The organism is Kitasatospora sp. NPDC051170 (assembly GCF_044455705.1).
Taxonomy (GTDB): domain Bacteria; phylum Actinomycetota; class Actinomycetes; order Streptomycetales; family Streptomycetaceae; genus Kitasatospora.
Window position 1 is genome coordinate 290,703 of record NZ_JBITFA010000004.1, and the last position, 25,236, is coordinate 315,938.

The 25,236-nt window shown below is 70.2% G+C and carries 25 protein-coding genes and 2 tRNA genes; 17 read left to right on the plus strand and 10 right to left on the minus strand.

Going from position 1 to position 25,236, the window contains the following annotated elements; all coding sequences use genetic code 11:
* Window positions 1–692: 692 nt before the first annotated feature.
* From ACIBCA_RS11495 to ACIBCA_RS11530, 8 genes are all read right to left on the minus strand, one after another.
* Window positions 693–1,298: a hypothetical protein gene (locus ACIBCA_RS11495; protein ID WP_396282657.1), complete on the minus strand. Its 606-nt coding sequence runs from the start codon at window positions 1,296–1,298 to the stop codon at window positions 693–695.
* Window positions 1,299–1,324: 26 nt separating this feature from the next.
* Window positions 1,325–1,759 (minus strand): hypothetical protein, encoded by a 435-nt coding sequence (locus tag ACIBCA_RS11500; protein WP_396282658.1) that lies wholly within the window; start codon window positions 1,757–1,759, stop codon window positions 1,325–1,327.
* Window positions 1,760–1,774: 15 nt separating this feature from the next.
* Window positions 1,775–2,458 (minus strand): hypothetical protein, encoded by a 684-nt coding sequence (locus tag ACIBCA_RS11505; protein ID WP_396282659.1) that lies wholly within the window; start codon window positions 2,456–2,458, stop codon window positions 1,775–1,777.
* A gap of 147 nt (window positions 2,459–2,605) precedes the next feature.
* Complete coding sequence (locus ACIBCA_RS11510; protein WP_396282660.1) at window positions 2,606–2,788, minus strand: hypothetical protein; 183 nt, start codon at window positions 2,786–2,788, stop codon at window positions 2,606–2,608.
* Window positions 2,779–3,024, minus strand: a complete 246-nt coding sequence (locus tag ACIBCA_RS11515) for a hypothetical protein (protein ID WP_396282661.1) — start codon at window positions 3,022–3,024, stop codon at window positions 2,779–2,781. Before ACIBCA_RS11515 ends, ACIBCA_RS11510 begins: the two co-directional genes overlap by 10 nt.
* Complete coding sequence (locus tag ACIBCA_RS11520; protein ID WP_396282662.1) at window positions 3,021–3,143, minus strand: hypothetical protein; 123 nt, start codon at window positions 3,141–3,143, stop codon at window positions 3,021–3,023. Before ACIBCA_RS11520 ends, ACIBCA_RS11515 begins: the two co-directional genes overlap by 4 nt.
* Before the next feature lie 47 nt (window positions 3,144–3,190).
* Window positions 3,191–4,666 (minus strand): DUF2637 domain-containing protein, encoded by a 1,476-nt coding sequence (locus ACIBCA_RS11525; RefSeq protein WP_396282663.1) that lies wholly within the window; start codon window positions 4,664–4,666, stop codon window positions 3,191–3,193.
* 98 nt (window positions 4,667–4,764) lie between these two features.
* A complete protein-coding gene (locus tag ACIBCA_RS11530; RefSeq protein WP_396282664.1) occupies window positions 4,765–5,052 on the minus strand; it encodes a hypothetical protein in 288 nt (95 codons plus the stop codon).
* 453 nt (window positions 5,053–5,505) lie between these two features.
* Between ACIBCA_RS11530 and ACIBCA_RS11535 the strand changes: the two genes are divergently transcribed.
* From ACIBCA_RS11535 to ACIBCA_RS11545, 3 genes are all read left to right on the plus strand, one after another.
* A complete protein-coding gene (locus tag ACIBCA_RS11535; protein WP_396282665.1) occupies window positions 5,506–6,354 on the plus strand; it encodes a GntR family transcriptional regulator in 849 nt (282 codons plus the stop codon).
* Window positions 6,351–7,052, plus strand: a complete 702-nt coding sequence (locus tag ACIBCA_RS11540) for an HAD family hydrolase (RefSeq protein ID WP_396282666.1) — start codon at window positions 6,351–6,353, stop codon at window positions 7,050–7,052. Before ACIBCA_RS11535 ends, ACIBCA_RS11540 begins: the two co-directional genes overlap by 4 nt.
* 370 nt (window positions 7,053–7,422) lie before the next feature.
* Window positions 7,423–8,229 carry a DUF6602 domain-containing protein gene (locus ACIBCA_RS11545; protein WP_396282667.1) on the plus strand — a complete coding sequence of 269 codons (807 nt, stop codon included), beginning with the start codon at window positions 7,423–7,425 and terminating at the stop codon, window positions 8,227–8,229.
* A gap of 235 nt (window positions 8,230–8,464) precedes the next feature.
* Here ACIBCA_RS11545 and ACIBCA_RS11550 read toward each other — a convergent pair whose 3' ends face one another.
* Window positions 8,465–9,517 (minus strand): hypothetical protein, encoded by a 1,053-nt coding sequence (locus ACIBCA_RS11550; protein WP_396282668.1) that lies wholly within the window; start codon window positions 9,515–9,517, stop codon window positions 8,465–8,467.
* Window positions 9,518–10,321: 804 nt separating this feature from the next.
* On the opposite strand from ACIBCA_RS11550, the gene ACIBCA_RS11555 reads away from it, so the two are divergent.
* The 8 genes from ACIBCA_RS11555 to ACIBCA_RS11590 all read left to right on the plus strand — a co-directional run bounded on the left by ACIBCA_RS11555 (window position 10,322) and on the right by ACIBCA_RS11590 (window position 21,447).
* Window positions 10,322–10,780: a hypothetical protein gene (locus ACIBCA_RS11555; RefSeq protein WP_396282669.1), complete on the plus strand. Its 459-nt coding sequence runs from the start codon at window positions 10,322–10,324 to the stop codon at window positions 10,778–10,780.
* A gap of 564 nt (window positions 10,781–11,344) precedes the next feature.
* Entirely contained in the window at window positions 11,345–13,180 is a 1,836-nt protein-coding gene (locus tag ACIBCA_RS11560; protein WP_396282670.1) for an APC family permease, read from the plus strand.
* A gap of 367 nt (window positions 13,181–13,547) precedes the next feature.
* Window positions 13,548–13,637 carry a K(+)-transporting ATPase subunit F gene (gene kdpF, locus ACIBCA_RS11565; RefSeq protein ID WP_037971201.1) on the plus strand — a complete coding sequence of 30 codons (90 nt, stop codon included), beginning with the start codon at window positions 13,548–13,550 and terminating at the stop codon, window positions 13,635–13,637.
* Between the two features lies 1 nt (window position 13,638).
* Window positions 13,639–15,300 (plus strand): potassium-transporting ATPase subunit KdpA, encoded by a 1,662-nt coding sequence (gene kdpA / locus ACIBCA_RS11570; protein WP_396282671.1) that lies wholly within the window; start codon window positions 13,639–13,641, stop codon window positions 15,298–15,300.
* Window positions 15,300–17,414 carry a potassium-transporting ATPase subunit KdpB gene (kdpB, locus tag ACIBCA_RS11575; protein ID WP_396282672.1) on the plus strand — a complete coding sequence of 705 codons (2,115 nt, stop codon included), beginning with the start codon at window positions 15,300–15,302 and terminating at the stop codon, window positions 17,412–17,414. The genes kdpA and kdpB overlap by 1 nt, the downstream gene beginning before the upstream one ends.
* Before the next feature lie 22 nt (window positions 17,415–17,436).
* A complete protein-coding gene (gene kdpC, locus ACIBCA_RS11580; protein ID WP_396282673.1) occupies window positions 17,437–18,066 on the plus strand; it encodes a K(+)-transporting ATPase subunit C in 630 nt (209 codons plus the stop codon).
* A gap of 133 nt (window positions 18,067–18,199) precedes the next feature.
* Complete coding sequence (locus ACIBCA_RS11585; protein ID WP_396282674.1) at window positions 18,200–20,776, plus strand: ATP-binding protein; 2,577 nt, start codon at window positions 18,200–18,202, stop codon at window positions 20,774–20,776.
* Window positions 20,773–21,447 (plus strand): response regulator, encoded by a 675-nt coding sequence (locus ACIBCA_RS11590; protein WP_396282675.1) that lies wholly within the window; start codon window positions 20,773–20,775, stop codon window positions 21,445–21,447. Before ACIBCA_RS11585 ends, ACIBCA_RS11590 begins: the two co-directional genes overlap by 4 nt.
* Before the next feature lie 49 nt (window positions 21,448–21,496).
* Here the strand turns inward: ACIBCA_RS11590 and ACIBCA_RS11595 are convergent, their stop codons facing one another.
* Window positions 21,497–22,765 carry a hydrolase gene (locus ACIBCA_RS11595; RefSeq protein ID WP_396282676.1) on the minus strand — a complete coding sequence of 423 codons (1,269 nt, stop codon included), beginning with the start codon at window positions 22,763–22,765 and terminating at the stop codon, window positions 21,497–21,499.
* A gap of 260 nt (window positions 22,766–23,025) precedes the next feature.
* On the opposite strand from ACIBCA_RS11595, the gene ACIBCA_RS11600 reads away from it, so the two are divergent.
* From ACIBCA_RS11600 to ACIBCA_RS11625, 6 genes are all read left to right on the plus strand, one after another.
* Window positions 23,026–23,098: transfer RNA gene (locus ACIBCA_RS11600), tRNA-Thr, on the plus strand.
* Between the two features lie 43 nt (window positions 23,099–23,141).
* Window positions 23,142–23,214 (plus strand) — tRNA-Met (locus tag ACIBCA_RS11605).
* An 83-nt stretch (window positions 23,215–23,297) separates the two neighbouring features.
* Window positions 23,298–23,462 carry a 50S ribosomal protein L33 gene (gene rpmG / locus ACIBCA_RS11610; protein ID WP_006604855.1) on the plus strand — a complete coding sequence of 55 codons (165 nt, stop codon included), beginning with the start codon at window positions 23,298–23,300 and terminating at the stop codon, window positions 23,460–23,462.
* 134 nt (window positions 23,463–23,596) lie between these two features.
* Complete coding sequence (locus ACIBCA_RS11615) at window positions 23,597–24,055, plus strand: MaoC family dehydratase N-terminal domain-containing protein (RefSeq protein ID WP_396282677.1); 459 nt, start codon at window positions 23,597–23,599, stop codon at window positions 24,053–24,055.
* Between the two features lie 5 nt (window positions 24,056–24,060).
* A complete protein-coding gene (locus ACIBCA_RS11620; protein ID WP_396282939.1) occupies window positions 24,061–24,483 on the plus strand; it encodes a MaoC family dehydratase in 423 nt (140 codons plus the stop codon).
* Between the two features lie 128 nt (window positions 24,484–24,611).
* Window positions 24,612–25,196, plus strand: a complete 585-nt coding sequence (locus tag ACIBCA_RS11625; protein ID WP_396282678.1) for a TetR/AcrR family transcriptional regulator — start codon at window positions 24,612–24,614, stop codon at window positions 25,194–25,196.
* The last annotated feature ends 40 nt before the right edge of the window (window positions 25,197–25,236 follow it).

Sequence of the window (25,236 nt, forward strand, 5' to 3'; positions counted from 1 at the left end):
GTGCGGGGGGGGGGGGGGGGGGGGGGGGGGGGGGGGGGGGGGGGGGGGGGGGGGGGTGGTGGGGGGGGGGGGGGGGGGGGGGGGGGGGGGGCGCGGCCCCCCCCCCCCCCCCCGCTTCGACGTAGGAGGGAGATGTTTGGTCAGGGCCCCGGACGGGTCGGCGTGGTGGCTCCCGCACTCGCGAGGAGGGAATCCAGCGGTTGGGACGTGGGCAAGGCGGGCCGGGGCGGGGAGTGCGGGGAAGCCGGCGGGTCCAGGTGGAGGGCCCAGGCGGCGAGCGCAGCGAGGACGACGGCAACGAGTGCGAGCGCCTGGGTCGAGCCGAACCGGCGGATCGGTCGGGCTGGACCGGGCGCTGCCTGGAGGGCCCGGAGGCGCTCGCGATCGGGGCGCCGGCCGTGGTGCACGGCGGCGATGTGGTCGCGGCGCTCGGCTGCGGCTCCGGCCTCGCTGGAATGCTCGCTGACGGTGCGGCAGACCCCGCACCAGTACTCGTACGGCATCCGCCGAGCATGGCAGAGCTCCTGTCGGCCGGGGGCCGAACGGCGGTTTCGGGAAACGAGGGCCCAGGAGCTGGGGTAGGGCGGTAGGTAGGGGCGCGGTAGGGGAAGCGGTAGGCGGGTGCTGACCTGCGATTCCTACTGCTTCACCGTCTCCGAGAGGGGGTGCTGGGGAGGGGTGGGGGAGCGGGGTCAGGCGGCCTTCCGGGCCACCGCCGGAAGGGTCCCCGGGGCGCTCTCCGGGAGGGCCTCCAGCAGCACCGCGAGGCGGTTGCGCTGGCGGCCGTTGAAGGTGAGCTTCTTGCCCTCGACCAGGGCCACCCCCAACCCCTCCAGATGGGCCCTCAGGTCGGCGACCTTCCAGCCCTCGAAGAGGCCCCGGGCTTGGCCCTCATCCAGGACGTGGGAGAGGTGCGCGGCGGTGCCCTGGTCAGACATCCCGGCGATGTACCGCACGAGGGCGAACAGGTCGGCGTCGGCGGGGGCGGCCTGGAGCTCGTCGTCCTGGTCCTCGGAGTCGTCCTGCTCGACCTCGGCGAGCGCCTGGTCGTCGGCGGCCGCGTCGGCGCTGAGGGCAGCGTTGCCCACCACGACCGCGACGACGACCCACAGGACCAGCGCGACGGTGACCACGGTCGGCGCGTACCGGGCGACGGGCCGGGCCAGCGCGGGGGAGAGGAACGCCAACAAGGCGACAGCTCCCCCGACTTGCTGCTTCGTGAACCGGACCTTCGCGGCGTGGGGCCGGACGGCCCGGATGATCCGGCGGTTGCCCGCCCCGAACGCGGTGAGGCTCACGCCCTCGAGGTAGCGGCGGAACCTCATCAGGCACCGACCAGGCCCTTGAGGACGGAGCCGATCACGGTCAGCGGCAGCGCCCAGATCCCGCCGGCGGCGGCGTAGACGGACGGCACCGTCGAGCCGAGGATGCTGTCCTTCCACGGACCGGGCTTGGTGCCGAACAGGACGAGGGTCAGGACTGCGGCGACCGCACCCGCGCCGACGTTGCCGAACGCCTGGCTCTGCGAGGTGAAGGCGTGGGTCAGCGCGTCGCCGACCGTCCCCGGTGCGCTGAACGCCTGGCCCGCGCCTGCCGCGAAGATCCCGAAGACGATCATCAGCCAGGCGGTGTGCTCGTCCTTGTGCTTCTTGGCGAGCTTGCCCTGCTTGTCGGCCTTACGACTGCCGAGGATGATCCACACGGCGATGGCCAGGCAGAGCCCGCCGGAGCCGAACGAACCGAGCAACTGGGTGTCCATGGTGGCCTCCTGGGGTCAGTGGTGGTGGGACGAGATGAGGGTGATCAGCGGAGCCAGCCCGAGCGCCCCGACCAGGGCGGAGGCGAGCGGCACCCGGACGAGGACCAGGACGGTCAGGGCGCCTGCGCCCCGGACCTCGGACACCCGGACATGGCCCCACCCGCGCATCCGCAGGTCGAAGAACCAGGTAGCGCCGGCGGCGAGCGCGGCAACGGCGATGGGCAGGTGGGCGGCCAACTGGACGGCGCCGACGCTGTAGCCGACCACGGCGGAGGCGGTGGTGAGGATGCACCAACGCCGGAACCGGCGGGCGCGCTCGGACTGCGGCTGACGCCAGGCCGCGGAGACCCGGCGGCGCTCGGCCAGCTGCTCGGAGCGGTGCCGGGCCTCGCGCTGGGCGGGGGTCTCACCCTGCCGCTCGTGCCAGTCCTCGCGCTCGGCGCGCATCCTCTCGACGCGCTCCTCCGGCGTCTCGCTGATCAGCAGGCCGAGGCGCTCGACGACGTCGTTGAGATTGTAGGCCGGGGCCGCGCTGGACTGCTCGTCCTCGACGGCCTGGTCCTCGGAGTCGGCGAGGACCTCGTCCTTGTGGAGGTCGACGGGCACGGCCCCGGAGGCGGCGCGCTGCTTCGGCGGCCAGCTCTTGCGCCACCACTCGACCACCTCGGTTGCCTCCGGCCGGGGCGGGGGAACGGTCACCGGAACCACCCCCGGCGGGCCAGCTCCTGCAGGGCCCAGAGGCCGATCCCGGCGTCAACCAGGATCAGCAGCAGAACCAGGTAGATCACTGTCTTCTCCAGTGGCAGATTGGGGGCTCGACCACGCGGGGCCGAGCCCTACAGCGGGTCAGGAGGAGCGCCGCGAACCGTCCGACGCCCGCCACCAGTTCGTGATGGAGCGGCTGGTCGGGAGCGCGTCGATCGCGGCGTGCCCGGCACGGTCCGCCTCGCGGACGGCCTTCGCCCGACGCTGCTGGCGGGACGGGGGCTGAGCGGGCTGCTTCTTGCCGATGCCGAACATCAGGAGCACGCTCCGATCCGGCCGATGAGCACGAACGGGTCGCCGTCCAGCTCGCAGATCGCGCGGAACTGGGCGGGCCGCTGCCCGTCGCTGGAGGCGTCGGAGACCTCCAGGCGGCGGCACCACGACTCGCGGGCCAGGCCGCTGACCTGGCCGATCGTCAGCGGGTCGGCCAGGCGGTAGGCGACGCCACCGCCGTCGAGGTAGGCGATGCCCAGCCCGGGCACCACCTTGTGCGGGTTCACCGGGCACCGCCCTTCGCAGCGGCGAGGCGGGCGAGCAGACGAGCGGCGGCGCCGGCGGCGCGGGTGCGGTCGTCGTTGGTGATCGGGGGGACGGGGAGTGCGCCCTTAGTCAGGGCCATGACATTGACCTCCTTGCGGCGTGGTGAAGCCGAGGAATTCGAGCAGGTCAGGCGGCGCTCAGCGCGTAGCCGGAAGCGAGCAGTTCGGCGGCCTCGGCCCGGCGCCCGGAGGCGGTGGCGAGGGAGACGTCGAGGGCTTCGGCGATGGACTGGAGGGTGACGGCCTCGGGGTTGCCGCCGGCGGCGAGGATCATCCGGGCGACGCGGCGGGTGGCGCGGGCGGCGGGGGTCAGCTTCGCCGCGTCCTCCGCTTCGACGGCGCGCAGCTCGGCTTCAGCAGCGCGTGCGCGGGTTTCAGCGGTCCGCAGCCGGGCCACCTCGGTGGCCTCTTCGGCGTCGGCCCGGGCGCGCTGAACGGCGGCCGCGCGTTTGCCCGTTTCAGCGGCTGACTCCTCGATTTCAGCGGAGTGCCTGGCCGTTTCAGCGGCACGCAGGCGGGCGGCCTGGGCGGCCTGCTCGTCCTCGGCCCGGGCCCGCTCGGCGGCCGCCGCCTCGCGGTCCGTTTCGGCGGCACGGCGCCGCGTTTCAGCGGCGACGTGCTCCGTTTCAGCAGCGGCCCGATCGGTTTCAGCGGCACGTCGGCGGGCCTCGGCGGCGTCCTGCTCGGCCTCGGCGGCGGCCAGTTCCTCGGTCGCCTGGTCCAGCCGCTCGGCGGCATCCGCCTCCCGGCTGGCGGCGAGCGTACGGGCCTGTGCCTGGGCGCGGGCGGCGGCCGTATCGGCGTCGACCTCGTACCCGGCGGCCTCGACCCGGCCCGTCGTACGCAGGCTGGAGATCCGGGCGTCCGCAGCCCGGGCCTCGGCCCGCGCGCTGACCTCGGCCTCGAACGCGGCCGTGCGGTCGGCCCGCAGCCGGGCACTCTCCTCTGCCTCGATCGGCAGGGCCAGGGCCTCGTTCACGGAGAGGCCGAAGCGCTCCATCGTGAGCGGGAGCCGCTGGTCAGCGGGGGCTTTGCGCCAGTCACCTCCGTACTGGCGCTCCAGTAGGACCCGGTAGACGAGCCTCTCGCGTTCCAGCTCGACCGCGCGGTCGTAGGAGGCGATGCCGTTCAGGCGCATCCGCCGGTACATCCGGAACGACGGCCACGGGGCGAGCAGCCAGCGGTGTACGGGTACGCCGTCGCGCTGGTGGCCGGCCTCGATGCTGGTGATCCGGATGACCAGGCGCCGTCCGGCCTCGACGGCCGCGACGAACATGATCGGGATGACGGCGTGCAGGGCCGAACCGGTCGGATCGGCCGTGATCGGGCCGTTCGAGGCGGCGTTGAAGTAGATCGTCGCGCCGGTGAAGGTGTGGGCCAGCAGCCGCAGCAGCGGCCACGGGGTGCGCTGGCGGATCAGGTAGAGATCCAGGGCCAGCAGGACCACGATCCCGGCATCCAGCCCGACCGGGTAGACGTGGCTGAAGTCGCCGAAGCCGTGCCTGAAACCGAGCTTCACCAGGGCCGAGTACGAGCCGGTGAAGCCGATCCCGGCCAGCACCACCCCACCCGCGAGGGCGAGCACCGCCAGCCCGATCAGCACCGGGCTGGACGTCTGGGGCGGCGCGGTTGAAGCGCCCGCTCGCGGCGTTGAAGCGGTGGCGGCCGGGGCCGAAACTCCCGTCGGCGCGGCCATCGTCGTCACGCGGCCACCCGCTCGAAGCGCGCCATGCGGCGGCGGGCCGCCCGGCGCCGCAGCGGCACCGGCGCGATGCTCAGCAGCTGCTCGGCGAAAGTGGCCAGCAACGGGTCCTCGCGGCGGAGGTCCGTCAGGACGTCCCTCGCGGCGTCCATCCGGGCCTCGCGCTCGATCTCGCTCTCGCCGACCACCCCGGTGAACAGCCGGCTGAACTCCGACTCCACGCCGAGCGCGAGCTCGGCGAACTCGCCCTCCGTCAGGGCGGTTTGACCTGCAACAATCGACCTCACGGGTCTACCTCGATTCTCGTGGGGAGGGGCCCGGGGCCGCCGCGCGCCCGGCCAAGGAATGCGCGGCGGCCCGATCCACGGGCCGATGGCAGCAGCGGCCAGCGCGGGACGCGCGGCGTGCTGCACGTGGACGGGGAGGGAGTCGCACCCTCGCCCCCGCAGGGGCCCACTTCGGGCCGTCCGCTCGGTCTGCCTCCGCCTCTCCCCAGGCACCTCCTATCGCGGGGTTCTCGGCGGGACCTATGGAGTTGTGAAGGAACGAGCGCTGCCATCGGGGGGCTGTCACCCCACCCCTCCGGGCGCATTTGCGCAGCTCAGAGCAGCCCAAAGAAGGCCCCTCTGTGTCGCCCCTGTCTCACTCAGTGCGACACTCACAACATAGACAACCTGCTTAGGCAGGTCAAGAGAGTTGGGTTTCTCGCCCCTCTTGGGTGTCTGCCCTAGCATGGGGAGATGGCCTTGGACCCAGACGACTCCCGCCCCCCGTATCAGCAGGTCGGCAGCACTCTGCGGGCCTCGATCCTCACGAAGAAGGCCGGCTTCGAGCCCGGCGACAAGCTCCCCTCCGGCCCCGAGCTGGCGAAGCACTTCGGCGTGGCGCGCGGCACGGTGGACAAGGCCCTCGATCTGCTCCGCACCGAGGGACTGATCGTGACCCGCCAGGGGAGCGGCTCCTTCGTCCGCGAGCGCACCTCCCGGCCCGTCGGCCTGCGGCCGCATCTAGAGGCGGCCTTCGAGCAGCAGCAGGTGACCCTCGACTTCGCCGGCTTCTCCAGTGAGACGCTGCACAACGCGCTCCAGGAGCCGCTCGACAAGGTCCGCTCCGGCCGGCTGGCGCCCGAATCCATCACGGTCCGCCTGCTGCTGCCCGACACGACGTCACCCATGGCCGTGCCCGTCCTCGTCGACGGCCTCCAGGACGAAGCCGCCCTCCGCGAGCGCGCCCGCAACATCGCCCTGACGAACGCCGGCGGCATCGCCCACTCGGTCGAGATGCTCGCCGAGTTGGGCCTCGTCCAGAAGGCCAGCGTCCAGGTCAAGGTCCACCGGGCGTCCAGCCTCTTCAAGCTCTATATCCTGAACAGGACGGAGGCGTTCTTCGGCTTCTACCCGCTCCGCGAGCGCACCGTCACGATCGACGACACTGCCCACACCTTCTTCGACGTGACCGGCAAGGACACCACCCTGTTCCACCACGTCGCCGGCCCGGACGACGCCTCACTCGGATCGCAGTACGTCCAGCAGGCCCAGATGTGGTTCGACAGCGTGTGGAGCACCATCGCCTACGAGCGGCAGCCATGATCGCCACCCCTGATCAACTCGCCGCCGTCCTGCGGCCGGTGAAGCACATCCTCCTCGACTTCGACGGCCCGGTCTGCTCGGTCTTCGCTGGCCTTCCCGCCCCAGTGGTCGCCCGCCGCCTCCGGGAGGGCTGGTTTGCGGCAGGGGCGCAGGCTCCGCCCGGGGTCGAGGAGGAGACTGACCCGCTCGCCCTGCTCCGGCTGATCGCGGACGCTCGGCCCGACCTCACGGCGAGCACGGACACCGCGCTGGCCACGCTGGAGAACGAAGCCGTCCAGGTCGCTCGCCCGACCCCAGGCGGCGAATCGCTTCTGCGCGCTGCTGTCCTCTCCGGCCGACTGGTCTCAGTGGTCAGCAATAACGCGGGCGCAGCCATCGAGTCCTACCTCGCCGAGCATGGTCTTACCGACTATGTGGCGGGTGTCTTCGGGCGCGCCCCGGGCGAGCCCTCCTCCATGAAGCCGAACCCGCGCCTTCTGCTCGAAGCGATGGAAGCCGCGGGCACCGGGCCGGTGCAGTGTGTTTTCATCGGCGACGCGGTCCGGGATATCGAGGCCGGTGAAGCCGCCGCCGTGCCGACGATTGGCTACGCCAACAAGCCGGGTAAGGACGCCAAGCTAGCCGCCGCCGGCGCCGTGATAGTCGTGGACTCGATGCAGCACATCGCGGATGCCCTGACCCGATGCTCGAGCTCCTGATGTTCCGTGCCTGAGACATCGAGGCATGAGGGGCATCGTGACGAGACGTCCGCGGCGGTCGGCCCCAGATAAATCATCTGCCGTCTGTGCTTTCCGGGTTGCCTGCTGAATGCTGTTCTACTCGACCACAGGCACTCACCCGACCAGACAGTCAGCAGCCGGGCTGGAGCCCAGGGCACAGAGCGCGCTGCGTGTAGGGCTTCTGCTGATTCGTGATTGCTTGCTACGTGGCGCTTGCCGGCTTCGTCGATTTCGTGATTCTGCAGACATGCTGCGCGCGTGCTGACAGAATTGATGAATCGGCTGATCCGGGAACGAGGGGAGAGTAGTGAGTCAACGGGAGCTAGTTTCCTACTTCAAGCAGGCCACCATGGAAATACAGCTCGAATACGAGCGAATCCGCGCACGTGCCATGGAAGATCCAGGGACAGCCGGAGATGAAGGCGAAGAGAATTGGGCGTCGCTCTTGAGGAAATGGCTTCCCGGGGACTTGCAAATCGCCACAAAGGGGCGAGTTCTATGTGGTGACGGAGAGGCGACTGATCAAGTTGATATCGTAGCCCTTTCTTCGCTGTATCCGCATGGAATGCTGACGAAGAAGATGCACCTCGCCTCGGAGGTGATGGTCATCGTTGAGTGCAAGTCGACCCTGAAAGCGCAGCACATCGAAAAGACGATCGCAAGTGCCAGTCGAGCAAAAGAGGCCATCTATAGGGCGCACGGGAAGGAGGTGATTTATGGACTAGTTGCCCACTCTCACTCGTGGCGAGCTGACAGGCAGCGGGTGGTGGACGTGATCTCGGGCATGCTTGCAGAGATCGATAAGAGGCATGTCGGCCACCCAAATAACTCGCTCGATTTTTTGTGCGTCGCAGATCTGGGGGCTTGGGTTCTTCGCGCGGAGTCAGACGAAGAAATGTATGGCCCGGGGGTCGTTAGCTATTATTCGGGTCCATCGTTTAGCGGCTTTGGCGGAAAAGCTGTCGAAATATCTCCGATTGGAAGGATGGTGACATATATGCTTCGGCGTCTTTCCTATCTAGATGGCAAGTATCATGGCCTGGCTGGATATTTCGCGATGGCAGGTCTCGAAGGAGTGGGTTCTTACAATTCGAGAAATCTTCGAAAATGGAAGGACTTTGAAAGTGGGCGTCAGCATGTCGACCTCTTCCTTTGATCGGATGTTGTCCCGCGAGGTTTTCCGGTGAAGAGTATTCGAGAGTCGAGCTTGGTTGCCGTCAGAAGCTGAGCATCCAGGGCGATGCCTATCGAGGCTCACTTTGTTCACGCTGCACATCCTGAACTGGCCGGAGGTTTTGCGGCGTCTGCCCCGCGAGCGCACCGTGGCGATCCGACGGCGTGGGTTAGGCATTAGGGGGTTGGAAATTTAGAAGCCATCGAGCGCCATGTTGCTAAAAAGCGTGGCGATCAAATTTTGCGCGTTTTGCAAGTTTGACGCTTCTGGTGAAGCTGGCTTCGGCGGTCGGAGGATTGGAATCCCTGTTGTCGGAGTGCTCGCTAAGGACCCTTTTGGCCTTCGCTACAGGATTTCGAATGTGAGCAAGTCGGGCCGCCACTTTGAATCGGTGTGCGGGCATCACCTCCCCTCTTTCTAGGCGCCGGTGAAACTGGATCAGCTTTCCATCGAAATGCCGATCTCCGGATGACATCCTCTCGATCAGGCCGAAGCCTTCCAGTAGAAGATGCGTCTCGTAGACATCCCTGGAGAGGCAGTACTCGTAGTCCCGAATGCTGCCGGCGCAGTAGACACCCGTCTCGCGATGGTTCTTGCGGAACCTCCGCGCCATATGTAGCAGTACCAGATACATTCGAATCTCGGACTGCGTGAGGATGAAGATCCAGCCATCCGTGAAGAATTCAACCGGAAGAAAGATGAGGCGCATCGAATCCCCGCTGGGGATTACGTAATCATTTACCTTGGAGTCGGTAATGCCAGACTCGTGAAGGGGCATGATCGAAATGGTGCCCCGCGAAGATTTAATTATCCTCACCAGGCCCTCGGAAGCCAGTCGTTGAAATCCTGATTTAACTTGCCTGATGCGATTTCCAAGCTCGGTAATCTGTCTCCTTGCTTCCATATTCTCCCTTGCCTGGGAAGCGGTGACCCTGACCCATGATGCTTCTTCTGGTTCAGCGCTATAAATTGGCAAGGGGCTCGGGCCGGCGACGCCGGTTCGCTTCCTGCATTGAGCTTCAAATAGTGCGATCAGGTAAAGCTGCAGATTTAGGCCGCGCGGCGCGGTGACCCGGCAGATAGGGGGCTCTCGGAGCGGCCCGCCATTAAACTCTCCTCCCCAGAAGAGGTCAGCCCTGACCCTCACCCACGCTGGCCTGGTGCCCTTTTGATGAACCGAGTGCAACCATCTTGCCGCGCTCAAAACTTGCGGTGCGAGCTCCTCTAGGGCCCGCCTGCGCTTGACGAGCCGTTCAACGTTCCTCGACACGCGTCCTCCCTGCCTGCGTGCCCGCATCTTTGCATGCCAGGTACCTGCAAGGGCCGTGGGAGCGGGGGCCCGAAGCCATTGCGACCTTTTGGCCGCGATGCTTCAGGGGCAGCTACCTGCGGTTTTGCGTGAGCCACGGCCCACCCCAGGGTGGTCATGCGGGCCAAAGGGTGCTGTGACTCTTTGCGACCTTTTGGCCGCAGTGCTTCAGGGCCAGCTACCTGCGGTTTTGCGCGAGGCACAGCGAACCTCAGGGTGGTCATGCGGGCCAAAAGGTCAATTGGCTGGACCCAGGTTGGCGTTAGCGATGGATCAAAGTGAGAGGGCAGAACGACGTGAGCGGCCTCCCTGGCCCGGGAGGCCGCTCACCGCATCACCGCTCACCATCTACGCAGACAGAGCAGGCAGGTAACGCCCTATGAATGTACGCCGAAGGCGCCACTTGGCATACAGCATCCGAAGCTCTCTACCTCTCGTAACGGTGTTCAGCGCTTCGCTCTTCACGGCTGGCCTGGTGTGGCTAACCCCGAGTCTCGCTACTCCGATCGCCACGGCCGCAGCTGTTTGCGGCGCAGCGCTGCCTGCGATCAAGCGGCGCCGTGCCCAAGGAGTCCAACGCCGGCTGCGTTCTGACATCGAGAGTCAACCGCCTGTGGGCCCCAATAGCGGGGCTCCAGCCCGCAGCACGTCTTCAGGGGGACGTGACGAGTAGCCGGCCGCTGGCGGGCCCGCAGGAAGCCTCCGCAACGAGTTCCTGCGGGGCTTCGCCCTTCTGCGGCGCGCGGCGTCGGTAGGTTCTGGGTGGTGATTACTCAGATCGTCACGCTGGTGGGCGTCCTGCTGGGGGCGCTCACCTCGTTCGTGGCCACCGGGTGGGCGGAGCAGGTCAAGCACCGGCGGCTTATGGCCTCGCGGTGGGGTGAGCGGAAGCTCGACACCTACGTGCAGTACGCGACCTGCGTGAAGGAGATCTCTGCGGTCGCCAAGCGGGCCGTGGAGGCTGAGGCGGGGTCGGAGGGACGGGCGGAGTTCCTGGCGACGATGGAGAAGGCGGAGATCCAGCGGTCGGCGCTGTTCGAGATGCTCGTACTGCTCGCGAGTCCGGCGGCGGTGGAGGCGGCGAAGGCGGTCAACGCGGTGCTGTGGGAGTTCGAGACGGCCGCGCGCGAGCACACCGTGGTGGCCAACGGCGTCGTCCTGGTCGAGTTGCTCAACGCCTATCACTTGCAGGCCCGGCTCGACCTCGGCGTCGGTGGGGCGTGAGCAGGAACACAGGAGGCCGGGCCGGGCAGCGGAGAGCGCTGCCCGGCCCAGCCTGTGAGGTGCTCGTGGAGGTGGGTCGGTAGGGGCTACCGGGACCATGATCCGGACCAGGGGCGGACCAGATGGGGGCTGGGAGCGGGAGTTGGCTGTTCAGGGTGGGTGTAGCCAGCGGCCTGTAAATCTGCCGCGCAAGCTACGCAGGTTCGAACCCTGCACCAGCCACCGGATGGAGAAACGGCCCCCGATCTGCGGAAACGCGGATCGGGGGTCTTTTCGTGTGCCCGGGGGCCGGTGGGGGTGGGGTTATTGCGCATGGGTTGCAATTACGGGGGTGGGGCAGGAGAGTGGGGGGTGTGGGGGTGGGAGTCCTTCGATCGAGCTGGTCGTCTTCCCAACCGGCGTCCGCCGGGACTTCGGCTCGGCCCACCCCCCACCAGAGGATTGCGCGTCAAGGGCGTGTCAAAGGGGCTCGTGGGGGCGTCAGGAACGCGTAGGGGTGCGGGAGGGGTGTGGGGGCGGGGGCGCAGGATCTGAGGAATCAGTTCACTGCGGAGGTCCCGTCCGATGTCCAGCGTCGCCAGTAGCCCGTCCGTGACCGCCCGCCCGGAGGAGCCGCCGGATCCCGGGGTGGGGGAGGAGCGGCACCGGCTGTCGGTGTTCGGGGGGCTGGCGGCGCTGTCGTTGGACGCGATGGCGTCGGTGGCGTACGGGCCGGAGTCGATCGTGCTGGTGCTGGCCGCGGCCGGTGCGTACGGGCTGGGGTTCACGCTGCCGGTGACGGTGGGGATCGCCGTGCTGCTCGCGGTGCTGGTGGCCTCCTACCGGCAGGTGATCGCGGCGTTCCCGGACGGCGGCGGCTCGTACGCGGTGGCCAAGGCGCACCTGGGGCGGCGGACGGCGCTGACGGCGGCGGCCTCGCTGGTGATCGACTACGTCCTGAACGTCGCGGTCTCGGTGACGGCCGGGGTGGCCGCGCTCACCTCCGCGTACCCGGGCCTGTACGGGGACCGGGTCTGGCTCTGCCTCGGCGTGCTCGCCCTGGTGACGGCGGTGAACCTGCGCGGCATCGCGGAGTCGGCCCGCTGGTTCATGGCGCCGACGGCGGTCTTCGTGCTGTCGATCCTGGCGATCATCGTGGTCGGCCTGTTCCGCGACGCCCCCGCCAGTACCGAGGCGGCCGCCGGGCACGCCTCGGTGCTCGCCGAGAACGCGACGACCGTCGGCGCGCTGCTGCTGCTCAAGGCGTTCGCGGCCGGCTGCTCCGCCCTGACCGGCGTCGAGGCCGTGGCCAACGCCGTCCCCTCCTTCCGCGCCCCGCGGGTGAGGCGCGCCCAGCAGACCGAGGTGGCGCTCGGCGTCCTGCTCGGCGTGATGCTGATCGGACTGGCCGTGCTGATCGGCCGCTTCCACCTCCAGCCGGTGGAGGGCGTCACCGTCCTCGCCCAGCTCGCCGACGCCTCGCTCGGCCACGGGGCCGGCTTCTACGTCGTCCAGTTCGCCACCGTCGTCCTGCTCGGCCTGGCCGCGAACACCTCCTTCGGCGGCCTGCCCGTCCTGCTCGACCTGCTCGCCCGGGACAACCACCTGCCGCACGTGTTCGCGCTGCGCGCCGACCGTCAGGTGTACCGCTACGGCGTGCTGTTCCTGGCCGCCGTCTCGGCGGCGCTGCTGGTCGGCTCCGGCGGGGACGTCAACAGCCTGGTGCCGCTGTTCTCGATCGGCGTCTTCGTCGGCTTCACCATCTGCCAGGTCGGCATGGTCCGGCACTGGTACCGGGAGCGGCCGGACGGCTGGCGGTGGAAGGCCCTGCTGAACGGCTTCGGGGCCCTGCTCACCGGCGTCGCCACCGTCGTGGTCACCGGAACCAAGTTCACCGAGGGGGCCTGGGGCATCGTCGTGGCCCTGCCGCTGCTGGTGCTGCTGTTCGAGGCCGTGCACCGCAGCTACGCCCGCATCGGCGAGCGGCTGGAGCTGGGCCGGGTGCCCGGCGCGGTCACCCGCCAGCGCAGCCTGGTCGTCGTGCCGGTGACGGCGATCACCAGGCTCACCCGGGACGGCCTGTCGGCGGCGCTCTCGCTCGGCGACGAGGTGCTGGCGGTGACGGTCGTCCACGAGTCCGCGCAGGCGGAGGCGCTGCGCAGGGACTGGGAGCTGTGGCAGCCCGGTGTGCCGCTGGTGGAGATCCCGGACGGGCACCGCCGGCTGGGCGAGCCGATCGCGGACTTCGTCAACGAGCTGGGCCGGGAGCACGTCTACGACCGCCTGACCGTGCTGATCCCCGAGGTGGAGCCCGCGCACTGGTGGCAGCGGGCGCTGCAGAACCGGCGCGGCGCCGTGATCGACCGCGCGCTGAGGAGGAAGACGGACGCGGTGGTGTGTCGGCTGCGGATGAGGATGTGATCGCGCGAGATCCCGGGGCCCGGACGGCGAGTTGCCGTCCGGGCCCTCCCACATGCGCGGGCGGACGGGGAGCGCCCGATGATCTCGGCCGGATCACGACGGTCTCGGCCCGGTGAAGCGGACGTCAACGTCGCGTCAACGTGGCGCTATCACCCGTATGGACGGCGTCAGGGGCCCCTAACGCGCCCCAGACGGCTGGTTTGCTGCATCTGCCGGTCGTCCGCCGGCGCCGCACGAGGCCCCCGGGCCCGTCCGCGGCACTCTCCCGAACCACGCTGGTGGAGCCCATGTCCGATCTCATCTACGTCGGTGTCACGGTCGCCGTGTTCGCCGTCATCGCCCTGATCGCGCGGGGGGTGGAGAAGCTGTGAGCGCCGAGAACATCGCTGGTCTCATCGTGGCCGTCGCGCTCGTCGGCTATCTCGTCGTGGCGCTGATCTTCCCGGAGAAGTTCTGACATGGGAAACACTCTCGCGGGCTGGCTGCAGGCCCTCGCCCTCGTCGGCGCGCTGGCCCTGTGCTACCGCCCCCTGGGCGACTACATCGCCCGCGTCCTCACCACCTCCAAGCACCTCAGAGTCGAGCGCGGCGTCTACAAGCTGATCGGCGTCGACGGTGACGCCGACCAGCGCTGGCCGGTGTACCTGCGCTCGGTGGTGGCCTTCTCGGCCGTCTCCGTGCTCTTCCTGTACGGCCTGATCCGCCTCCAGGGGTGGCTGCTGCTGAACCTGGGCGTTCCGCAGATGGACGGCCACCAGGCGTGGAACACCGCGATCTCGTTCGTGGCGAACACCAACTGGCAGTCCTACGCCGGTGAGTCCGCGATGGGCCACCTGGCGCAGATGGCGGGCCTGGCGGTGCAGAACTTCGTCTCCGCGGCCGTCGGCATCGCCGTCGTCGCCGCGCTGATCCGGGGCTTCACCCGCAACCGGACCGACCGCGTCGGCAACTTCTGGGTGGACCTGGTCCGGATCAACCTGCGGCTGCTGCTGCCGATCTCGATCGTCTTCGCCCTCGTCCTGGCCGCCTCCGGCGTGATCCAGAACTTCCACGGGTTCACCGAGGTGACCACCCTCGGCGGCGACGTGCAGAGGATCCCGGGCGGCCCGGTGGCCTCGCAGGAGGTCATCAAGCTGCTGGGCACCAACGGCGGCGGCTTCTTCAACGCCAACTCGGCGCACCCGTTCGAGAACCCGACCGGCTTCTCCAACCTGGTCGAGATCTTCCTGCTCCTGGTGATCCCGTTCGCCCTGCCGCGCACCTTCGGCCGGATGGTCGGCGACAACCGCCAGGGCTACGCGATCGTCGCCGTGATGGGCCTGTTCTGGGTCGCCTCGACGGCTCTGCTGACCTGGTCCGAGGTCGCGCACCACGGCAGCGCCCTGCAGGCCGCGGGCGCCGCGATGGAGGGCAAGGAGCAGCGCTTCGGCATCGCCGCGAGCACCCTGTTCGCCTCCTCGACCACGCTGACCTCGACCGGCGCGGTGAACTCGTTCCACGACTCGTTCACCCCGTTCGGTGGCGGGCTGACGGTCTTCAACATGATGCTCGGCGAGATCGCGCCCGGTGGTACCGGCTCCGGCCTGTACGGCATGTTGATCCTGGCCGTCGTGGCGGTGTTCGTCGCCGGCCTGATGGTCGGCCGTACCCCCGAGTACCTGGGCAAGAAGCTCGGCGGCCGGGAGATGAAGTTCGCCTCGCTGTACATCCTCACCACCCCGACCCTCGTGCTGGTCGGTACGGGCGTGGCGATGGCGCTGCCCGGTGAGCGTGCCGGGATGCTCAACTCGGGCGCCCACGGCTTCTCCGAGGTGCTGTACGCCTTCACCTCCGCCGCGAACAACAACGGCTCGGCGTTCGGCGGCATCACGGTCAACACCGACTGGTACGACACGGCGCTGGGCCTGGCCATGATCTTCGGCCGTCTGCTGCCGATCGTCTTCGTCCTGGCGCTGGCCGGCTCGCTCGCCCAGCAGCAGCCGGTTCCGGCCACCCCGGGCACCCTGCCCACCCACAAGCCGCTGTTCGTGGGCCTGCTCTCGGGCGTGATCCTGATCGTCGTCGGCCTCACCTACTTCCCGGCCCTGGCTCTCGGGCCGATCGCGGAAGGTCTCTCCTGATGTCCACCCCCACCCTGAACCCCGCACCGGCCGACAAGGCCGAGGCCGCCGCGCCGCACAGAGTGCAGAGCGGCCTCCTCGACCCGAAGCTGATCCTCGCCTCCCTGCCGGACGCGGTGAAGAAGCTCGACCCCCGGGTGATGGTCAAGAACCCGGTCATGTTCGTGGTCGAGGTCGGCTCGGTGGTCACCACCGTCTCCGCGATCGTCAACCCGTCCGTGTTCGCCTGGTCGATCACCGTCTGGCTCTGGCTGACCACCGTCTTCGCCAACCTGGCGGAGGCCGTCGCCGAGGGCCGCGGCAAGGCCCAGGCCGACACCCTGCGCAAGACCAAGACCGAGTCCGTCGCCCGCCGGCTCACCGACTGGCCCGCGAGCCGGGCCGAGGAGGAGGTGCCCGGTACCGCGCTCCAGCTGGGTGACCACGTGGTGGTCGAGGCCGGGCAGGTCATCCCCGGCGACGGAGACGTCGTCGAGGGTGTCGCCAGCGTCGACGAGTCGGCGATCACCGGCGAGTCCGCGCCCGTCATCCGCGAGTCCGGCGGTGACCGCAGCGCGGTGACCGGCGGGACGAAGGTGCTCTCCGACCGCATCGTGGTCAAGATCGCCTCGGAGCCCGGCAAGTCCTTCATCGACCGGATGATCGCCCTGGTCGAGGGCGCCGCCCGGCAGAAGACGCCCAACGAGATCGCGCTGAACATCCTGCTGGCCTCGCTGACCATCGTCTTCCTGGTCGCGGTCGTCACGCTCCAGCCGATGGCGACCTTCGCGGGCGCCCCGCAGTCGATGATCGTCCTGGTCGCCCTGATCGTGGCGCTCATCCCGACCACCATCGGCGCGCTGCTCTCCGCGATCGGCATCGCCGGCATGGACCGCCTCGTCCAGCGCAACGTGCTGGCGATGTCCGGCCGCGCCGTCGAGGCCGCCGGCGACGTCAACACCCTGCTGCTCGACAAGACCGGCACCATCACCCTGGGCAACCGCCAGGCCGCCGAGTTCCTGCCCGCGCCCGGGGTGGAGCAGGGCGAGCTGGCCGGCGCTGCCCAGCTCTCCTCCCTCGCGGACGAGACCCCCGAGGGCCGCTCGATCGTGGTGCTCGCCAAGACCGAGTACGGCCTGCGGGCCCGCGCCCAGGGCGAGCTGACGCACGCCACCTGGGTGCCGTTCACGGCCCAGACCCGGATGTCGGGTGTGGACCTGGACGAGCCGGGCGGCGTGCACCAGGTCCGCAAGGGCGCGGCCGGTTCCGTCTCCAACTGGGTGACGGAGAACGGCGGTTCGGTCGGCTCCGAGGTCGCCACCCTGGTCGACGGGATCTCCGCCGCCGGTGGCACCCCGCTGGTCGTCGCCGCGAAGATCGGCAGCGAGCCCGCCCGCGTCCTCGGGGTCATCCACCTCAAGGACGTGGTCAAGGAGGGCATGCGGGAGCGCTTCGACGAGCTGCGCCGCATGGGCATCAAGACCATCATGATCACGGGCGACAACCCGCTGACCGCCAAGGCGATCGCGGAGGAGGCCGGCGTGGACGACTTCCTCGCCGAGGCCACGCCCGAGGACAAGATGGCCCTGATCAAGAAGGAGCAGGAGGGCGGCAAGCTGGTCGCGATGACCGGCGACGGCACCAACGACGCCCCCGCGCTCGCCCAGGCCGACGTCGGCGTCGCGATGAACACCGGGACCATGGCGGCCAAGGAGGCCGGCAACATGGTCGACCTGGACTCCAACCCGACCAAGCTCATCGAGATCGTGGAGATCGGCAAGCAGCTGCTGATCACCCGCGGCGCGCTGACCACCTTCTCGATCGCCAACGACGTGGCCAAGTACTTCGCGATCATCCCCGCGATGTTCGCCGGGGTCTACCCGGGCCTGAGCCACCTCAACATCATGGGCCTGCACAGCCCCCAGTCCGCGATCACCTCGGCGATCATCTTCAACGCCCTGGTCATCGTCGGCCTGATCCCGCTCGCCCTGCGCGGCGTCAAGTACCGCCCGTCGGACGCCAGTTCGCTGCTGCGCCGCAACATCGGGGTCTACGGCTTCGGCGGTCTGGTGGTGCCCTTCGTCGGCATCAAGCTGATCGACCTCATCGTCCAGTTCATCCCCGGCCTCAGCTGAGCAGGGAAAGGAGCCAACCACCATGTCCAAGCCCCTGCCGACCGCCGTCCGCACCCACTTCACGGCGCTGCGCGCCCTCCTGGTGCTCACGGTGATCCTCGGAATCGCCTACCCGCTGCTCGTCACCGGGATCAGCCAGGTCGCGTTCAGCGACAAGGCCAACGGGTCGATGGTCAGCGCCGACGGCAAGAACGTCGGGTCCAGCCTCCTCGGCCAGAACTACAACCTGCCGAAGAAGGACCCGAACGACAAGAACGAGGAGGCGCAGCCGGACCCGCAGTGGTTCCAGCCCCGCCCCTCCGCCAACGGCTACGCCGGCGACAACTCCGGCGCCAGCAACCTCGGCCCGAACAGCGAGGACCTGCTGAAGGCCGTCGACGACCGCCGCAAGGCCGTCGCCGAGTTCGACGGCGTCGACCCGGCGAGCGTCCCGGCCGACGCACTGACCGCCTCCGGCTCCAGCCTCGACCCGCACATCTCCGTGGCCTACGCGAAGGAGCAGGTCAAGCGGGTCTCCGAGAAGCGCAACCTGCCGCAGGACACCGTCACCAAGCTCGTCGAGAAGTACACCGAAGGGCGCTCGCTCGGCTTCCTCGGCAACGAGGGCGTCAACGTCGTCCTGCTGAACCGGGCGCTCGGCGAGCAGAAGTGACACCGGATCTGATGGAGAGTTAGATGGCCGACCCGGGCCGGGGCTCGCTCCCGGCCCGGGTCGGCTCGCGGCATGTCACCGCCCGCAAGCCGAACCCGCCCGACCGCCCCGCGATGACGAAAGAGCAGCGCCCATGGCCCGCGACCTCACCTCCGGCACCGGCACCCGCGGCGGCCGGCTGAGGGTGTACCTCGGCTCCGCCCCGGGGGTCGGCAAGACCTACCGGATGCTGGACGAGGCCCGGCGCAGACAGGAGCGCGGGGTCGACGTCGTGGTCGGGTACATCGAGTGCCACGGCCGCCGCCACACCGAGGCCATGCTGGAGGGCCTGGAGGTCGTCCCCCGCGTCCACCGCTCGTACCGGGACGCCGAGTTCGAGGAGATGGACCTCGACGGGCTGCTCGCCCGCCGCCCCTCCGTCGTGCTCGTGGACGAGCTGGCGCACACCAACATCCCCGGCGGCCGCCACGCCAAGCGCTGGCAGGACGTCGAGGAGATCCTCGCCGCCGGGATCGACGTCATCACCACCGTCAACATCCAGCACCTGGAATCGCTGAACGACGTCGTCCAGAAGATCACCGGCATCCCCCAGCGCGAGACCGTCCCGGACGAGGTGGTCCGCCGGGCCGACCAGATCGAACTCGTCGACATGGCCCCGCAGGCACTGCGCCGCCGGATGGCCCACGGCAACGTCTACAAGGCGGAGAAGGTGGACGCCGCGCTCTCCAACTACTTCCGCGTCGGCAACCTCACGGCCCTGCGCGAACTCGCCCTGCTCTGGGTCGCCGGCCGGGTCGACGAGGGCCTGCGCGACTACCGCGCCGCCCACCGCATCGACCGGGTCTGGGAGACCCGCGAACGGGTCGTGGTCGCCCTGACCGGCGGCCCCGAGGGCGAGACCCTGATCCGCCGCGCCGCCCGGATCGCCGACCGCACCGCCGGCGGGGACCTCCTGGCCGTCCACGTCTCCCGCAGCGACGGCCTCGCCGGCGCCTCCTCCGGCGCCCTCGCCCAGCAGCGGCTGCTGGTCGAGACCCTCGGCGGCAGCTACCACGTGGTGGTCGGCGACGACATCCCCACCGCGCTGCTCGCCTTCGCCCGTGCCCACGACGCCACCCAGCTGGTGCTCGGCACCAGCCGCCGGGGCCGGATCACCCGATTCCTCACCGGCCCCGGCATCGGCGAGACCACCGTGGACGACTCCGAGGACATCGACGTCCACATGGTCACCCACGAGTTCACCGGCCGGGGCCGGCTGCCCTCGTTGGGCCGGCGCCACTCCAGGCGCCGCACCGTCCTCGGCTACGCGGCGGGCCTGGTGCTGCCCTGGCTGCTCACCGCCGTGCTCTCCCAGGCGCACGACTCCATCAACCTCACCACCGACGCGCTGATCTTCCAGCTCGGCGTGGTCATCGTCGCCCTGCTTGGCGGCGCCGTCTCCGCCCTGCTGGCCGCCTTCATCGCCTCGGTGCTGCTCAACTACTACTTCATCCCGCCCGTCCACAGCCTGACCATCGGCGAGACCAACAACATCGTCTCCCTGGTGGTCTTCGCCGCCATCGCCCTGGCCGTCTCCACCGTGGTCGACCACGCCGGCCGACTCACCAGCCGCGCCGCCCGCGCCACCGCCGAGGCCGAGACCCTCTCCACCCTGGCCGGCAGCGTGCTGCGCGGCGCGGACGCCCTGCCCGCCCTGCTGGAGAAGTCCCGCACGGCCTTCGGCATGCGCACCGTCGCCCTGCTCTCCCGGACGGGCGAGGTGCTCGCCCACTCCGAGGCCGAGCAGCCGGACGACGGCGCGCCGGGCGAGACCACCGAGGTGCCGGTCGGCGCGGACGCGGTGCTGGTGCTCACCGGCCGCCGGCTGCCCGCCGCCGACCAGCGGGTGCTGACCGCCTTCGCCGCCCACGTCGGCGCCGCCCTGGAACGCGACCGCCTCGCCGTGGTCGCCGCCGAGGTGGAGCCCATCAAGGCCGCCGACCGGATGCGCACCGCCCTGCTCGCCGCCGTCAGCCACGACCTGCGCACCCCGCTCGCCGCCGCCCTCGCCTCGGTCGGCTCGCTGCGCAGCCCCGACGTCGAGTTCTCGCCCGAGGACCAGGCCGAACTCCTCGCCACCGCCGACGAATCGCTGGTCAAACTCACCCGTCTGGTGGACAACCTGCTCGACATGAGCCGCCTCCAGGCCGGCGCCCTCACCCTGCACCTCACCGAGACCCACCTCGACGAGATCCTGCCCCGGGCCCTCGACAGCCTGCCCGACCCGTACGCCCCCATCCAGCCGCTCGACCTCACTGTGGACATCGGAGAGGGCGCCCCGCCGGTGCTCGCCGACCCGCCGCTGCTGGAACGCGTCCTCGCCAACGTGATCACCAACGCGCTGCGCCACAACGCCCCCGGCGCACCCGTCCTGGTCACCGCCAGCCACCACGCCGACCTGGTCGAGATCCGGGTGATCGACCGGGGCCCCGGCATCGCCCCCGAGGACCGCGACAGCGTCTTCCTGCCGTTCCAGCGCCTCGGCGACACCGACAACACCACCGGCGTCGGCCTCGGGCTCGCCCTCTCCCGGGGCCTCGCCGAGGCCATGGGCGGCAGCCTGGAGGTCGAGGACACCCCCGGCGGCGGCACCACCATGCTGCTCACCCTGCCCGCCGCCCGGCCCACCGCGCCGCCCGCCGACCACCCCGGGGAGGGACCTGAAGCGTGAGTGAGATCCTGGTCGTCGACGACGAACCCGCCCTCCTGCGGACCCTGCGGATCAACCTCAGCGCCCGCCGGTACGCCGTCCGCACCGCCGCCACCGGCGGTGAGGCCCTGGACCGCGCCGCGCACACCCTCCCCGACGCCGTCCTGCTCGACCTCGGCCTGCCCGACCTCGACGGCATGGACGTGCTGCGCGGCCTGCGCACCCGCAGCGCCATGCCGATCATCGTGCTCTCCGGCCGGGCCGGCTCCGCCGACAAGGTCGACGCCCTCGACGCCGGCGCCGACGACTACCTCACCAAGCCGTTCCAGATGGACGAACTCCTCGCCCGGCTCAGGGCGGTGCTGCGCCGCCCCCTCGGCGGCCCCCCGCCCGGGCGGCCCGTCATCGGCGAGCACACCGTCGACCTCGCCGCCACCACCGTCACCGGCCCCGAAGGCCCGGTGCGGCTCACCCCGACCGAGTGGCGCATCCTCGCCCTGCTGCTCGCCAACCCCGGCCGCCTGGTGCCCGGACGGCAGATCCTGCGGGAGGTGTGGGGCCCGGCCCAGGAGGCCCGCGGCAACTACCTGCGGGTCTACCTGGCCGGACTGCGCCGCAAGCTGGAGCCGGACCCGGCCCGGCCGCGCCACCTGATCACCGAGCCGGGGATCGGGTACCGGTACGAGCCGTAGGGGCGTGCGGCCCTCGTCACGCCCCCGCGAGCCCCCGCGAGCCCCCGCGTCAGCCGTCCGCGCCGCCCGACTGCCGGGGCAGCGCCAGCGCCACCGTGTCCGCGAACTCCCGTACGGCGCTGGTCCGGCTGACCACCCGCCCGCTGTGCACCACCAGCCGGCTGTGCCCGCCCGAGAGCGCCCCGGCCAGGCTGTCCCCGCGCACGGCCAGCAGCTCCGCCGGGAATCCGGCGTCCACCCGCACCGGCGCCAGCCCGAGCGCCGCCCGCGCCTGGTTCGCCACCGCGTCGTACGCGGCCTCCACGGCCAACTCCCCGCCCGCCGCCAGCAGATGGGCCGCCTCCAGCGGGTCCGCCCGGCCGACGGGGTTGGACGGGTCGCGCAGCGCCCCGCTCCCGGCCGCCAGCGGCACCCGCGCCTCGGCCAACTCCCGCAGCAGGCCCGGGCGCAGGCCGGTCGGCGCGCCCTCCAGGCCCGTGCAGCAGGAGTTCTGCGGCAGGCAGACCACCCGCACCCCGGCGCTGGCCAGCACGGTGGACGCGCCCCGGGCCAGCGCCCCGCAGGGCCCCAGCGTCACCCTCGGCCGCAGCGGCGCCAACGCGCCGACCAGCCGCGCCAGTTGGGGCGCGTCCGCACCGGTGGTGTGCAGGTCCACCGGGCAGTCCGCCTCCCGGGCGGCCTCCAGCAGCAGCTGCACGTACCCGGCCGGGTCCGGGTCCAGTTCCGGGCAGCCGCCCGCCGCCGTGGCGCCCAGCTTGAGCGCCTCGCGCAGCTGCGTCCGCCCGTCCGCCCCGGCCCGGCCGGTGAGCAGCCGGGGCATCGCCACCGCCTGGAGGTCGGCCAGCCCGCGCAGCGCCTGCCGGGCGGTGAGCACCGCCTCCAGCCGGCGCAGCCCGTGGACGTCTCCGATGCGGACGTGGGTGCGCTGCGCGGTGGCGCCGTAGCCGAGCGAGGTGAGCGCGGCCTCGGTGACGCGGCGGGTGAGGTCCTCCGGGGTCTCCGGCGGCGGGGTGGCCAGGGCGGCGGAGAAGGCGGCGTCGTAGTGGGCGTGCGGCTCGGCGGGGGCGGGCAGCAGGAGGTAGCCCTTGAGGTCGATCCGGGCGCCGGTGGTGACGGTGGGGGCGCCGGGCAGGGCGGGCAGCGGGCCGAGGCTGCCGACCGTGCCGACGGCCTGGATGCGGTCGCCGCTGATCCGGACGTCCACCACCCGCCCGTCCGCCAGCCGGGCGCCGGTGAGCAGCAGGACCGGGCCGTGCCCGAGCGGGTTGGCCGCAGGGCCGGGCCCGGAGTGCGACCCGTCCGCGGCTGCGCTGTCCATCGCGGGCTCCCTCGTCGCGCCGTACGGCCGCCCCGGTGCGGTGCGGTCGGCCTCCCGGTCAATGAGGGTCGAGCCTATGGCGGACGGGGGCGGGGCGCCGGGAGGCGGGCAATAGTCGTATCGGTCCGGGCCGTGGGTTCGCGGGGTGCTCGAACGCCAGACCTCGGATCGTCTGCTCGTTGCAAGCCGTTGGCCTGCGGTCTCGCCCCCGGATACGGATTTCACCTCTGGGCGCGGAACGTGTAATCTCTTCCTCGTTCGCCCCTATAGCTCAGTCGGTAGAGCGTCTCCATGGTAAGGAGAAGGTCTGCGGTTCGATTCCGCATGGGGGCTCTGGTGAGAAACGGTCAGCTCCGGCTGTGCCGCAGATCACCGTGGCGGTGTAGCTCAGTTGGTAGAGCAAGCGGCTCATAATCGCTGTGTCACCGGTTCAAGTCCGGTCACCGCTACCCCGCGTAGTCGGTCGGGAGATCGCACTCCCGGTCGGCTACTCTTGTCGTGTTCTTATTCGTTGTCCAAGGAAGGCACTCCCGTGGCTGCCACCGATGTCCGCCCGAAGATCACGCTGGCCTGCGTGGAGTGCAAGGAGCGGAACTACATCACCAAGAAGAACCGGCGTAACGACCCGGACCGTCTTGAGATGAAGAAGCACTGCCCCCGCTGCAACTCGCACACCGCGCACCGCGAGACCCGCTGACCCCTTCGCGGGAATCATCGGGCCTGTGTGAATTCAGGTCTTCGACTCCGGGCCGCATCCCTCACGAGGGGTGCGGCCCGGAGTCATTTCCACATCCGTTCCCGTACCGTCCATCAGTGTTCCGAGGAGCTGTCATGGCGCTCGACCCCTCCTTCATCGGGCGTGGTTACCCGCCCACCGAGCCGTACGAGGTCGGCCGGGAGAAGATCCGCGAGTTCGCGGTCGCGATCGGGGACGCCAACCCCGCGTACACCGACACGGAGGCGGCCAAGGCGCTCGGCCACCCGGACGTGATCGCCCCCCCGACCTTCCCGTTCGTGATCACCTACACGGCGGCCGGCCAGGTCGTGAACGACCCGGAGCTGGGCCTGGACTACACCCGGGTGGTGCACGGAGACCAGAAGTTCGCCTACACCCGCCCGGTGCGGGCCGGCGACCGGCTCTCCGTCGAGGTCTTCATCGACAACATCAAGTCGCTGGCGGGCAACGACGTGCTCACCGTCCGCGGTGAGGTGACGGACGCCACGGGCGAGCACGTGGTGACGTCGGTCATGACGCTGGTGGCCCGGGCCGCCGAGGAGACGGGGAAGTGAGCGCGATGACGATCCGCTACGACGAGGTCGAGGTCGGCACCGAGCTGCCGGCGCAGTCCTTCCCGGTGACGCGCGCCACGCTGGTGCGGTACGCGGGCGCCTCGGGGGACTTCAACCCGATCCACTGGAACGAGAGGTTCGCGCTGGAGGTCGGCCTGCCCGACGTCATCGCGCACGGCATGTTCACCATGGCCCAGGCGATCCGGGTGGTCACGGACTGGACGGGCGATCCGGCCGCGGTGCTCGAGTACGGCGTGCGCTTCACCCGTCCGGTGCCGGTGCCCGACGACGGGGTCGGCGCGGTGATCGAGGTCTCGGCGAAGGTCGCCAAGAAGCTGGACGACCACAAGGTGCAGGTCGACCTGGTCGCCACCACGGGCGGCCAGAAGGTGCTCGGGATGTCCCGGGCCGTCGTCCGCCTGGTCTGAGCCGCCGGACCGGACCGCAAGTCGCCGCGCGTCGCGGCGGGGCCCGTACGGCGGCCCCGTCGCGGTGGTCGCGGTCGTCGCGACCTGGGGTCTTGCGAAGATAGTGATTGGCCACTAACTTGAGGGTCATGGCGAAGTCGAGCATTCGGATGAGTGCGGAGGAGCGGCGCGAGAGCGTCGTCCGGGCCGCGATGATCGAGTTCGCCCGCAGTGGTTACCGGGGGACGTCGACGGAGTCGATCGCCCGCCGCGTCGGGGTCTCGCAGCCGTACCTGTTCCGGCTGTTTCCCGGCAAGCAGGCGATGTTCACGGCCGCCGCCGAGCGCTGCATCGAGGAGACCTGGCAGGTCTTCGACGAGGCTTCGCACGGGATGACGGGTGAGGACGCGGCCCGGGCCATGTCCGACGCGTACATGGGCCTGGTCGAGGACCGCGACCGCCTGATGATGCAGATGCAGCTGTACGTCTCGGTGTTCGCCGAGAGGACGGGCGGCGAGGACGAGATCGGGGCCACGGCCCGGGTGCTCTGGGAGGAGCTCTTCAACCGGGTCAAGGAGCGGATCGGCGGGGACGTGAAGAACGCCACGGAGTTCTTCGCGCACGGGATGCTGATCAACACCCTGGTGGCCCTGGGTTACCCCCAGGACCACTGGGTCTGGGCCGGCTTCGAGGAGGCCGGGGACGAGAGCAGTGCGAACGAGGGGTCCGGGTAGGCGGGCCGCGCGGGGGTGATCGCGCGGCCTTTTTTTCGGG

Coding starts and splice junctions, on each gene's coding strand:
- kdpA (WP_396282671.1), top strand. CDS start 13,639: ATGGGAAACACTCTCGCGGGCTGGCTGCAGGCCCTCGCCCTCGTCGGC.
- ACIBCA_RS11500 (WP_396282658.1), bottom strand. CDS start 1,759: ATGGACACCCAGTTGCTCGGTTCGTTCGGCTCCGGCGGGCTCTGCCTG.
- kdpB (WP_396282672.1), top strand. CDS start 15,300: ATGTCCACCCCCACCCTGAACCCCGCACCGGCCGACAAGGCCGAGGCC.
- ACIBCA_RS11615 (WP_396282677.1), top strand. CDS start 23,597: ATGGCGCTCGACCCCTCCTTCATCGGGCGTGGTTACCCGCCCACCGAG.
- ACIBCA_RS11520 (WP_396282662.1), bottom strand. CDS start 3,143: ATGGCCCTGACTAAGGGCGCACTCCCCGTCCCCCCGATCACCAACGAC.
- ACIBCA_RS11535 (WP_396282665.1), top strand. CDS start 5,506: ATGGCCTTGGACCCAGACGACTCCCGCCCCCCGTATCAGCAGGTCGGC.
- ACIBCA_RS11545 (WP_396282667.1), top strand. CDS start 7,423: ATGGAAATACAGCTCGAATACGAGCGAATCCGCGCACGTGCCATGGAA.
- ACIBCA_RS11620 (WP_396282939.1), top strand. CDS start 24,061: ATGACGATCCGCTACGACGAGGTCGAGGTCGGCACCGAGCTGCCGGCG.
- ACIBCA_RS11540 (WP_396282666.1), top strand. CDS start 6,351: ATGATCGCCACCCCTGATCAACTCGCCGCCGTCCTGCGGCCGGTGAAG.
- ACIBCA_RS11595 (WP_396282676.1), bottom strand. CDS start 22,765: ATGGACAGCGCAGCCGCGGACGGGTCGCACTCCGGGCCCGGCCCTGCG.
- ACIBCA_RS11625 (WP_396282678.1), top strand. CDS start 24,612: ATGGCGAAGTCGAGCATTCGGATGAGTGCGGAGGAGCGGCGCGAGAGC.
- kdpC (WP_396282673.1), top strand. CDS start 17,437: ATGTCCAAGCCCCTGCCGACCGCCGTCCGCACCCACTTCACGGCGCTG.
- ACIBCA_RS11585 (WP_396282674.1), top strand. CDS start 18,200: ATGGCCCGCGACCTCACCTCCGGCACCGGCACCCGCGGCGGCCGGCTG.
- ACIBCA_RS11560 (WP_396282670.1), top strand. CDS start 11,345: ATGTCCAGCGTCGCCAGTAGCCCGTCCGTGACCGCCCGCCCGGAGGAG.